The organism is Streptomyces cellostaticus, from assembly GCF_023630175.1.
GTDB classification, from domain to species: domain Bacteria; phylum Actinomycetota; class Actinomycetes; order Streptomycetales; family Streptomycetaceae; genus Streptomyces; species Streptomyces cellostaticus_A.
This window is the reverse complement of record NZ_JALLIN010000062.1, coordinates 26,344-35,592: the sequence shown is the minus strand read 5'-3', so window position 1 is coordinate 35,592 and position 9,249 is coordinate 26,344. Positions and strand designations below refer to the sequence as shown.

Annotated in this window: 10 protein-coding genes; 9 read left to right on the top strand and 1 reads right to left on the bottom strand. The window is 72.0% G+C overall.

Features of this window, described 5'->3' with window-relative positions; all coding sequences use genetic code 11:
• Positions 1-71: 71 nt before the first annotated feature.
• The 9 genes from MXD57_RS28840 (at position 72) to MXD57_RS28800 (ending at position 7,846) form a co-directional block, all read left to right on the top strand.
• Complete coding sequence (locus tag MXD57_RS28840; protein ID WP_250405112.1) at positions 72-716, top strand: HAD family hydrolase; 645 nt, start codon at positions 72-74, stop codon at positions 714-716.
• Between the two features lie 92 nt (positions 717-808).
• Positions 809-1,549: a VC0807 family protein gene (locus MXD57_RS28835; protein ID WP_250405111.1), complete on the top strand. Its 741-nt coding sequence runs from the start codon at positions 809-811 to the stop codon at positions 1,547-1,549.
• An 82-nt stretch (positions 1,550-1,631) separates the two neighbouring features.
• Positions 1,632-2,846, top strand: a complete 1,215-nt coding sequence (locus MXD57_RS28830; protein ID WP_250405110.1) for an MFS transporter — start codon at positions 1,632-1,634, stop codon at positions 2,844-2,846.
• On the top strand, positions 2,797-3,969 hold the full coding sequence (locus tag MXD57_RS28825) for an acetoin utilization protein AcuC (RefSeq protein ID WP_250405109.1): 1,173 nt from the start codon (positions 2,797-2,799) through the stop codon (positions 3,967-3,969). The genes MXD57_RS28830 and MXD57_RS28825 overlap by 50 nt, the downstream gene beginning before the upstream one ends.
• 84 nt (positions 3,970-4,053) lie before the next feature.
• Positions 4,054-4,869, top strand: a complete 816-nt coding sequence (locus MXD57_RS28820) for a phosphatase (RefSeq protein ID WP_250405108.1) — start codon at positions 4,054-4,056, stop codon at positions 4,867-4,869.
• Positions 4,870-4,998: 129 nt separating this feature from the next.
• Complete coding sequence (locus MXD57_RS28815; protein ID WP_159045100.1) at positions 4,999-5,211, top strand: helix-turn-helix domain-containing protein; 213 nt, start codon at positions 4,999-5,001, stop codon at positions 5,209-5,211.
• A gap of 134 nt (positions 5,212-5,345) precedes the next feature.
• Positions 5,346-5,444, top strand: coding sequence for a 30S ribosomal protein bS22 (locus MXD57_RS28810; RefSeq protein ID WP_003948845.1), 99 nt, complete (start codon positions 5,346-5,348; stop codon positions 5,442-5,444).
• 270 nt (positions 5,445-5,714) lie between these two features.
• Positions 5,715-6,776: an NAD-dependent epimerase/dehydratase family protein gene (locus tag MXD57_RS28805; RefSeq protein WP_250405107.1), complete on the top strand. Its 1,062-nt coding sequence runs from the start codon at positions 5,715-5,717 to the stop codon at positions 6,774-6,776.
• Positions 6,777-6,790: 14 nt separating this feature from the next.
• A complete protein-coding gene (locus MXD57_RS28800; protein ID WP_250405106.1) occupies positions 6,791-7,846 on the top strand; it encodes a lysophospholipid acyltransferase family protein in 1,056 nt (351 codons plus the stop codon).
• An 87-nt stretch (positions 7,847-7,933) separates the two neighbouring features.
• Here MXD57_RS28800 and MXD57_RS28795 read toward each other — a convergent pair whose 3' ends face one another.
• Positions 7,934-9,160 (bottom strand): DUF5667 domain-containing protein, encoded by a 1,227-nt coding sequence (locus tag MXD57_RS28795; protein WP_250405105.1) that lies wholly within the window; start codon positions 9,158-9,160, stop codon positions 7,934-7,936.
• Positions 9,161-9,249 lie beyond the last annotated feature (89 nt).

Genomic DNA, 9,249 nt, shown 5'->3' with positions numbered 1-9,249 from the left:
AATTGTTGGGAAAACCCCCGCATCGAAAGATGCGGGGGTTTTCTGCGTTCACGGTCCCTTAGGGTCTGCATATGCGCTACGACCTCGTCATCTTCGACAACGACGGCGTTCTCGTCGACAGTGAGCCGATCTCCAACCGGATCCTGGCGGCCCATCTGACGGAACTGGGGCACCCGACGACGTACGAGGACTCCATCCGCGACTACATGGGGTCCGCGATGCACCGCATCCACGACCTGCTCCTGGAGCGGACCGGGCAACGGCTCCCGGACGACTTCGACGACGTGTTCCACGCCCGTGTGTTCGCCGCGTTCGAGCGGGAGTTGCAGCCCGTCGCCGGCGTCGGCGAAGTGCTGGAGAAGCTGACCGCGGACGGCGTGCCGTACTGCGTGGCGTCGTCCGGGAGCCACGAGCGGATCAGGGTGGGGCACCGGACCACCGGCCTCGACCGATGGTTCACGGACGACCGGATCTTCAGCTCCCAGGACGTCGGGAGGGGCAAGCCGGCACCCGACCTCTTCCTGTACGCGGCCGAGCGGATGGGCGCCGCACCCGGGCGCTGCCTGGTCGTGGAGGACTCCCCGTTGGGCGTTCGAGCGGCCGTGGCGGCAGGGATGGACGTGTACGGGTTCACCGCGATGACCCCGGCGACGAGGCTCACCGGAGCCGATCGACTCTTCACCACCATGGGGGAGTTGGCCGACCTGCTGATATGACCGCCGGCACCGGCCGGTGACTGACTTTTGTCATACGGACCTCCGGACGATCGTTCCTACCGCCGGACCGAGCCCGCCGCGAAGCTGGGGGCATGACGAAGACCACGGGGAACCGGAACCGGACCGAGCACCCTGGCCGCGGGCGGAACCCGGGCAGGCCGCGGACCTTCGAGCCGCTGCTGCTGGACGTGGCGCTGCCGGTCGGCGCGTACTACCTCCTCAGGGAGGCCCTCGGGACGAGCACCGTCGAGGCGCTCGCCTGGAGCAGCGTGGTGCCGGCGGCGCGGACCGTGTGGGGCGTGGTCAAGGAGCGCACGACCAACGCGCTCGCCCTTCTCACCCTGGCGGTGAACGCCGTCGGCCTCGTCGCCGGTCTCGTGTCCGGCGACCCGCGGCTGATGCTCGCCAAGGACGGTGCGATCAGCAGCACCCTGGCGATCGGGATCCTGGTCTCCGTGGCACTCGGCAGACCGGCCATGACCGCGGGGATGAAACCCTTCCTCATCAAGGGCGACGCCCGCCGTGAAGCGGCCTGGGAACGGCTCGCCTCGGGCACGGCAGCCGGCTCGGACGCCTTCCGGCGCAAGGAGCGGGCCTTCTCGCTGGTGTGGGGTACCGCCCTGCTGGTCGAATGCGTCGCCCGGGTCGTCGGTGCCTGCACCCTCCCGGTCGACACCATGGTCTGGCTCGGCACGGTCGTCATCGCGGTGGTGCTGACGGCGGCCTTCGTGGTCGGCGGCGGCCTGGCGGCCGAGCCGATGGCGCGACTGCTCACCACCGAGGCGGAGGCGGACAGGGCCCGCGTCCGGCCCGAAGCGGCCGTCGCCGCCTGACCGGCCGGACGCGCGAAGCTGAAGGAAATTCACCTTTGGCTGTATCTACCCACAGGTAGCCGGGGGCCCTACGCTCGCCGCCATGACTGATGTGCTGCGGCGCGGCAGGGCTTCGCTGGCGTTCGGCTTCTTCGCGCAGGGCGTCGCGTTCGCGCTGCTGGTGACGCGCATCCCGGCCATCCAGGACCGCTACGGCATCTCCGACGCGCTGCTGCCGCTCTTCCTGGCGGGCGTCCCCGTCCTCGCCGGAGTCGGCAGTGTGACGACCGAGCGACTGGTCGGGCGGGTCCGGCCCAGCCGGCTGCTGCGCTGGTCGCAGCCGGTGGTGCTGCTGGCCCTGGTCGGCGTCGGAGCCGGCGACGGGTTGGCCGGACTAGGCGTGGCCCTCGCGGTGTTCGGGCTCGCGGTGGGGGCGCTGGACGCCTCGATGAACATGCTGGGGGTGAGCCTGCAGCGGGCGTACGGGCGCAGCATCATGCTGAGCTTCCACGCGGCCTACAGCCTGGGCGGGATCGTCGGCGCCTCACTGGCCTGGGCCGGGGCGCACTGGCACCTCGCGCTGTGGGTGTCGTACCTGCCGGTGGCGGCCGTGCTGCTGCCGGTGGCGCTGCTGGGCAGCCGCTGGTACGTCGACGGCGTCGCGGAGCCCGCGGCCGGCCCGGCGGCCGGGCGGGGCGGGGGCCCGGTCTTCAAGCTGCTGCTGCCGCTGTGCCTGGTGATGACGTTCGCCTACATCGGCGACTCGACCGTGTCCAACTGGAGCGCGAAGTACCTGAAGGACGTGCTGGGCGGCTCGGAGCAACTGGCGACCGTGCCGTACAACGTGTACATGGTGACCACGCTGGCCGGGCGGTCCATCGGGGACTTCGGGGTGCGGCGGTTCGGCGCGGCCGCGGTGGTGCGGCTCGGGGCGCTGGTGGCGGCGGCCGGGTTCGCGGTGGTGGCCGTGGCGCCGGACGCGTGGCTGGGGATGCTCGGGTTCACCCTGCTGGGGCTCGGGCTGTGCGTACTCGTGCCGCAGACCTTCGCCGCGGCCGGCCGGCTGTTCCCCGAGGCCTCGGACGCGGCGATCGCGCGGCTCAACATCTTCAACTACGTGGGCTTCCTCGTGGGTTCGCCGCTGGTGGGTGCGCTCGGGGACGCCTGGAGCTACCGCGGGGCCATGCTCGTGCCCATGGTGTTGGTGCTGGTGACGCTCGTGTACGCCAGGTCGTTCGCGGCTCAACCGGACCGATACGGTGGCGGGCATGAGCGGCCGCGCACAGCTGATGTGGGACGAGGCAGTAACGGGCTATGACTTCGGCCCGGACCATCCGATGGACCCGGTCCGGCTGGAGCTGACCCGGAAGCTGGTGGGTGCCTTCGGGCTCGACCGGGAGCTGCGGGTCGTCGCGGCGAAACCCGCCGGCGAGTCGACGCTGCGGCTGGTGCACCGCCCCGACTACATCGACGCCGTGAGGGCCGCGTCCGCCGATCCGCGCTCGGCCCGCGGGGCGTACGGACTCGGCACGGAGGACGATCCCGCGTTCACCGGGATGCACGAGGTGTCCGCGCTGATCGCGGGGCAGTCGGTGGGGGCGGCGGAGGCGGTGTGGCGCGGGGACGCGCTGCACGCGGTGAACTTCGCCGGCGGGCTGCACCACGCGATGCCGGGCGGCGCCTCGGGGTTCTGCATCTACAACGACGCGGCGCTGGCCATCGCACGGCTGCTGGAGCTGGGTGTCGAGCGGGTCGCCTACGTCGACGTCGACGTCCACCACGGGGACGGGGTGCAGGCCGCGTTCTGGGAGGATCCGCGGGTGCTGACGGTCTCGCTGCACGAGCACCCCCGCACACTGTTCCCGCAGACCGGGTGGCCGGAGGAGACCGGCGCGGGCGCGGGCGCGGGGACGGCCGTGAACGTGGCCCTGCCGGCCGGGACCGGGGACGCGGGATGGGTGCGGGCGTTCCACGCGGTGGTGCCCGAACTGCTCGCCGGGTTCCGGCCGCAGGTGCTGGTCTCGCAGCACGGCGCCGACACGCACTTCGAGGATCCGCTGGCGCATCTGGCGGTGTCGCTGGACGCGCAGCGGGCGGTTCAGGCGGCGTGCCACGAGCTGGCGCACGAGTACGCGGACGGCAGGTGGGTCGCGCTGGGGGGCGGCGGCTACGCGGTCGTCGAGGTGGTGCCGCGGTCGTGGACGCATCTGGTGGGGATCGCGGCCGGGCGGGAGATCGATCCGGCGGCGATGATTCCCGAGGGCTGGCGGCAGGAGGTGTTCGCGCGGACCCGGCAGCTCGCGCCGCAGCGGATGACCGACGGGCGGTGGCCGGTGCCGTTCACCCCCTGGGAATCGGGGTACGACCCCGCCGACCGACTGGACCAGGCGGTCCTCGCCACCCGTCGCTCGGTGTTCCCGCTGCGCGGGCTGCTGCCCTGAGAGCGCGAGCACCCACTGGGCCAACCGTGCGGTGTTCCCCCGTTCCGCCCGTACGCCGCCTCCCGGTACGCCACCATCGCAACCGTGGTGACCGCCGACGGCCTTCGTGCGCATCTGCTGGCCGCTCGGCTGGCCGGTGAGATCGGGACCTCCCGCGAGGGCAGTCTGCGCCGGTACCGGCTGTTCGCGGCCCGGGATCCGCGGGTGCTGATCGGAATCGACCCCGAGGCGCCCTGGGGGCAGCGGGAGTTGCTCGCCCTGATGGCGCGGAGGTGCGGGGTTTCGGCCGATCCCCGGTACACCTCCGGCCCGGACGTGATCGATCCGGAACGGACGCTGGCCGCGCTGGACGCGTTCGCGGAGCGGATCGCGAGTGCGGCCCGGCGGCGCGCGCCCGTGCTGTTCGGCACCGGGCATCCGCATCGGCTGCTCGGGTTCTACGGCGGCTTGGCGGACGCCCTGTCGGCGGCGGGATGTGAGGTGCTCACCCCCGCGCAGGGTCGCTGTGTCGACATATTGACCCGGTTCGGTCTACGCACGCACCGCCTGGACTACGTCCGCGGTGTTGCCCTGGTGCGGGAACCGGGTGGCGGGCGCCCCGGTGGTGAGCCGGGTGCGCACTGCCACTCACCGCTCCCGGTTCGGGTCGCCCTGGCCGGCGCGGCCGAGGCCGGCGGACCGCTGCCTGAGCTGGTGGTCGGCGACCACGGCTGGGTCTGCGGTGCTGGTCAGCTCGGTTTCGAGGCGATCGGCCTGGCCGACGCCGACGATCCGGCGCCGTTCGTGGGGGAGGCCGAGGGGGTGGTGTCGGTCGCCGTTCCGGTTGACGACGGCATGCCGTCTGGTCACTATCTGCCGCTGGCCCGCTACGTGCTCAATCGAGCGTGTCTGTCACAGTAGGCCGCCGATGGGTGCACCTCTTCCCCACTCGCATCACCCGCCCCTACATTGGGGAGTGAGCACGCAACGACGAAGAGTCACCGGAAGGGGAAGCCGGTGGCCGTCGAGTGCGGAAGGTTCAGGTGTGTCATGGCTGCAGCTGGCGAGAGGCCTCTGAACGAGGTTCAGTTCCTTACCGTGGCGGAGGTCGCCTCGGTGATGCGAGTGTCGAAGATGACCGTGTACCGGTTGGTGCACAGCGGTCATCTGCCCGCGATCCGGGTGGGGCGGTCCTTCCGCGTCCCGGAGCAAGCGGTACACGAGTACCTCCGCGAGAGTTATGTGGGGGTGGAAACGGTCTGACGGTTGCCCGGGGAGACCCCGGGCAACCCCTCGATTACAAGCTCGGCGCTCGACCGGGTAGGCTGACCCCTCGTAGGTCGTGTGGGCCCATGGCGCCCAAACAACCGAGTGATGAGAAGTGAGCGAGGGTAGTCGTGGGCTCTGTTATCAAGAAGCGGCGCAAGCGGATGGCCAAGAAGAAGCACCGCAAGCTGCTCAAGCGCACGCGCGTTCAGCGCCGCAACAAGAAGTAAGCGGCGTCGCGAGAGCGTGTCCTGTGGCCCCCCGCCTGTGAAAGGCGGGGGGCCACGGTCGTGTCCGGACGCCCCGGACCCGGTCGGGGCCCGCGTTCCGGCCGCCCCGACCGGTGTTCCGGCGGTGCCGGCATATTCCGACTGGGGAAATTCGGTCACTTCACGCATCGGGTGGTCATCACAGCGCAACATCGACCCGCTAAGTTTGCCGACACGGGGAACGCGGCAGGGACCAGGTCCCGTACGAGGTCGGGAAGGAAGGCGCTGATCTTGGGAAAGGTCGTGCTCGTCACCGGAGTGGCCCGGCAACTGGGCGGCCGGTTCGTGCGGCGGATCCAGCGTGACCCGGAGGTGGACCGGGTGATCGCCGTGGACGCGGTGCCCCCGGCGCACCATCTGGGTGGGGCCGACTTCGTCCAGGCCGACATCCGCCTGCCCGGCATCGCCCGGGTGCTCGCCGAGACGGGCGCCGACACGGTCGTCCACCTGGACGTGACCGGCACCGCGCTGGGCGGCGGCAGCCGGACCACGGTCAAGGAGACCAACGTCATCGGCACCATGCAACTGCTCGGCGCCTGCCAGAAGTCGCCCGCCGTGCGGCGGCTGGTGGTGAAGTCCAGCACCAACGTCTACGGCTCCGCGTCGCGCGACCCCGCCGTGTTCACCGAGACGACCCCGGCCAAGTCGCTGCCCAGCGGCGGGTTCGCCAAGGACACGGTGGAGGTCGAGGGGTACGTCCGCGGGTTCGCGCGCCGGCGGCCGGACGTCGCCGTGTGCGTGCTGCGCTTCGCCAACATCCTCGGGCCGGCCGCCGACACCCCGCTCGCCGAGTACTTCGCGCTGCCGGTGCTGCCGACCGTGTTCGGCTACGACCCGCGGCTGCAGTTCGTGCACGAGGACGACGTCATCGAGGTGCTGCGGCTGGCCTCCCACGAGCCCCGCCGGGCCACGCTGAACAGTGGCACCTTCAATATCGCCGGCGACGGCGTGCTGCTGCTCTCGCAGTGCTCGCGGCGGCTCGGGCGGCCCACCGTCCCGCTGCCGCTGCCCGCCGTCACCTGGGCCGGGTCGCTGGTGCGTACGCTGGGGATGACGGACTTCTCGCCGGAACAGATCCGGCTGCTCACCCACGGCCGGGTGGTGGCCACGGACCAGATGCGCGAGACGCTGGGCTTCGAGCCCAAGTACACGACGGCGGAGACGTTCGCGGACTTCGCGAGCGGCCAGGGCCCCGGCCTGCTGCCGCCGGAGGCCCTCGCGGGGGCCGTGGACCGGGTCGCCGCGCTCGCCGCGAAGGGCAGCGGGCACCTCCCGACGCAGAGCGCCAACTGAGGAGCGCAGCAACGATGGCGGACGCCAAGGTCATTCCGTTCGACGACGACCGGTCCCGCGGGAGCGCCGCCCAGCGGCCGTCGCGGCGCCGTGGCGCGGGGAACCGGCGCGGGACGGCCGGGGAGGCCGGGCCCGTTCGCGAGGTCCAGCCCCTGCCCACCAGGGCGGCCGTGCCGGCTGATGTCCCGGCGGCCGGGAAGGGGGGCCCGCCCGCCGAGCCGCACGGCGACGGCGGCCTCGAGCGACGCGTCGCGAGCGGCCTGTCGTTCCTGCGCCGCCGGCTCACCGGGGACTACGAGGTCGACGACTTCGGCTACGACGAGGAACTGACCGACCAGGTCCTGATGTCGCTGCTGCGGCCGGTGTACGAGAAGTACTTCCGGGTCGAGGTGAAGGGCGTCGAGAACATCCCGGTCGAGGGCGGCGCGCTGATCGTCGCCAACCACTCCGGGACGCTGCCGCTGGACGGCCTGATGATGCAGGTCGCCGTGCACGACCACCACCCGGCCGACCGGCATCTGCGGCTCCTCGCGGCCGACCTGGTGTTCGTGCTGCCGGTGGTCAACGAACTCGCCCGCAAGCTGGGCCACACCCTCGCCTGCGCGGAGGACGCCGAACGGCTCCTCGCGCAGGGCGAACTGGTCGGTGTCATGCCGGAGGGCTTCAAGGGCATCGGCAAGCCGTTCAGCGAGCGTTACAAGCTCCAGCGGTTCGGCCGGGGCGGATTCGTCTCCACGGCGCTGCGGCAAGGGGTGCCGATCATCCCGTGCTCGGTCGTGGGCGCGGAGGAGATCTACCCGATGCTCGGCAACGCCAAGACCCTGGCGCGGCTGCTGGGTTTCCCGTACTTCCCGCTGACGCCGACCTTCCCGTGGCTCGGGCCGCTCGGGGCGATCCCGCTGCCCACCAAGTGGACCATCCAGTTCGGCGAGCCGATCCCCACGGACGGCTATCCGCCGGAGGCGGCGGACGACCCGATGCTGATGTTCAACCTGACCGACCAGGTCCGGGAACAGATCCAGCACACGCTGTACAAGCTGCTGGTGCAGCGGCGGTCGGTGTTCTTCTGACAGCCGTTCCGCCGGCCGTCCGGAGGTACGACAGCGGCGGGGGCGCTCCTGCTCGGATAGGAGCGCCCCCGCCGCTGTCGTACCGCGCTAGCCCGCGCCCTGGTTGTCGATGCCCAGGCCGGGCAGCAGGCCCGGAAGGAGCGGCGGGAGGGTGACGTCCGGCGTGCTCGTCGGGGACTTGCTGGCGGTCGGGGAACCACCGTCGCCGTCGGCCTTCGGCGGCTCGAGCAGGCCGCCCGTGCTGCCTCCGATCAGGCTTTCGTCGCTGTCGCGGGTGGCCGAGCCGGATGGGCTGCCGGAGCCGGTGTGCCGCTCCGCGGAGGGCGTGACGTCGGTGCTGGGCGCGGCCGGACGGTGGCTGCCGGAGGCGCTGGTGGAGGCCTCGCCGGGAGCCTGCCGCTTGCTGTCGCTCGTCGCCGCGGGCGGCTGCGGCAGCAGGGACTGCAGCGGGGCGACCTCTTCGTCTATGGCGTCGAAGACCGACGACACCTCCTGCTTCACGTCGCCGAGCTGCACGGGCAGCCGGTCGCTCAGCGCGCTCCAGGCGTCCCGGTGGGACTGCGAGAAGCTGGAGAGCGCCTGGATGGGCCCGAGGGAGTCGGGATCGCGCTCGTAGGCCTCGTGCAGCAGGCGGTGGCCCTCGGTGACGTCGTGCCGCATCCCGGACAGGGTGCGGCGGATCTCGCCGATGGACTCGTGGTCGAGCTGCCGGCCGCCGCGGGCGCGCTCCATCAGCCGGCGGGCCTCGCTCAGCCGGGTGGAGGCCTGGTCGAGGTACGTCTGGCCGCGCTGGTCCTCGCCGTCGCTCAGGTAGTTGAGCCTGAAGTCCTCGATGCCCCGCTTGAGGCCGTACAGCGAGTCACCGGGCAGCGCGTCGGAACTCGCGGCGGCGACTCCGCCGAAGGCCCCGGCGGCCACGCCGACGCTCAGCCCGCCGGCCGCGAGCCCCTTGGTCAGTCTGGAACGCGGCCTGAGCTTGCCCAGCGGGCTCGCCCGGTGCGCGCCGCGCCCACGGGAGCGCTGCTCGGGTACTGCCGTGTCCGCCGCCCCGCCCTCCTGGAGCATGGCCTCCATCGCGGCCACCAGCCGGGCGCGCTGGACGACCTTGACCTCGGGGTCGAGCTGCGGCCTGGGCAGCGCGCCGAGCTCGTCCGCCAGGGCCAGGAGCTCGCCCCGCTCGAACTGTTCCTCGGTGGTCGGCGGGGATCCCGCCCTCGCTGCGGACTGCTCGGCCGCCGTGTCCCGGTCGGACTGCTCCTCCAGGGCCTGGGCGAAGGCGTTCGCCCGCCGGTGCGCCGATACGTTCGCGATCACTGGCGGCACCTCCTCTCGTCATCACGGTCGACTCCCCAGGGGGTCCTGAGGGTTGCACGCCCCCGGCCTCTTCCACACGATCGAGCGAT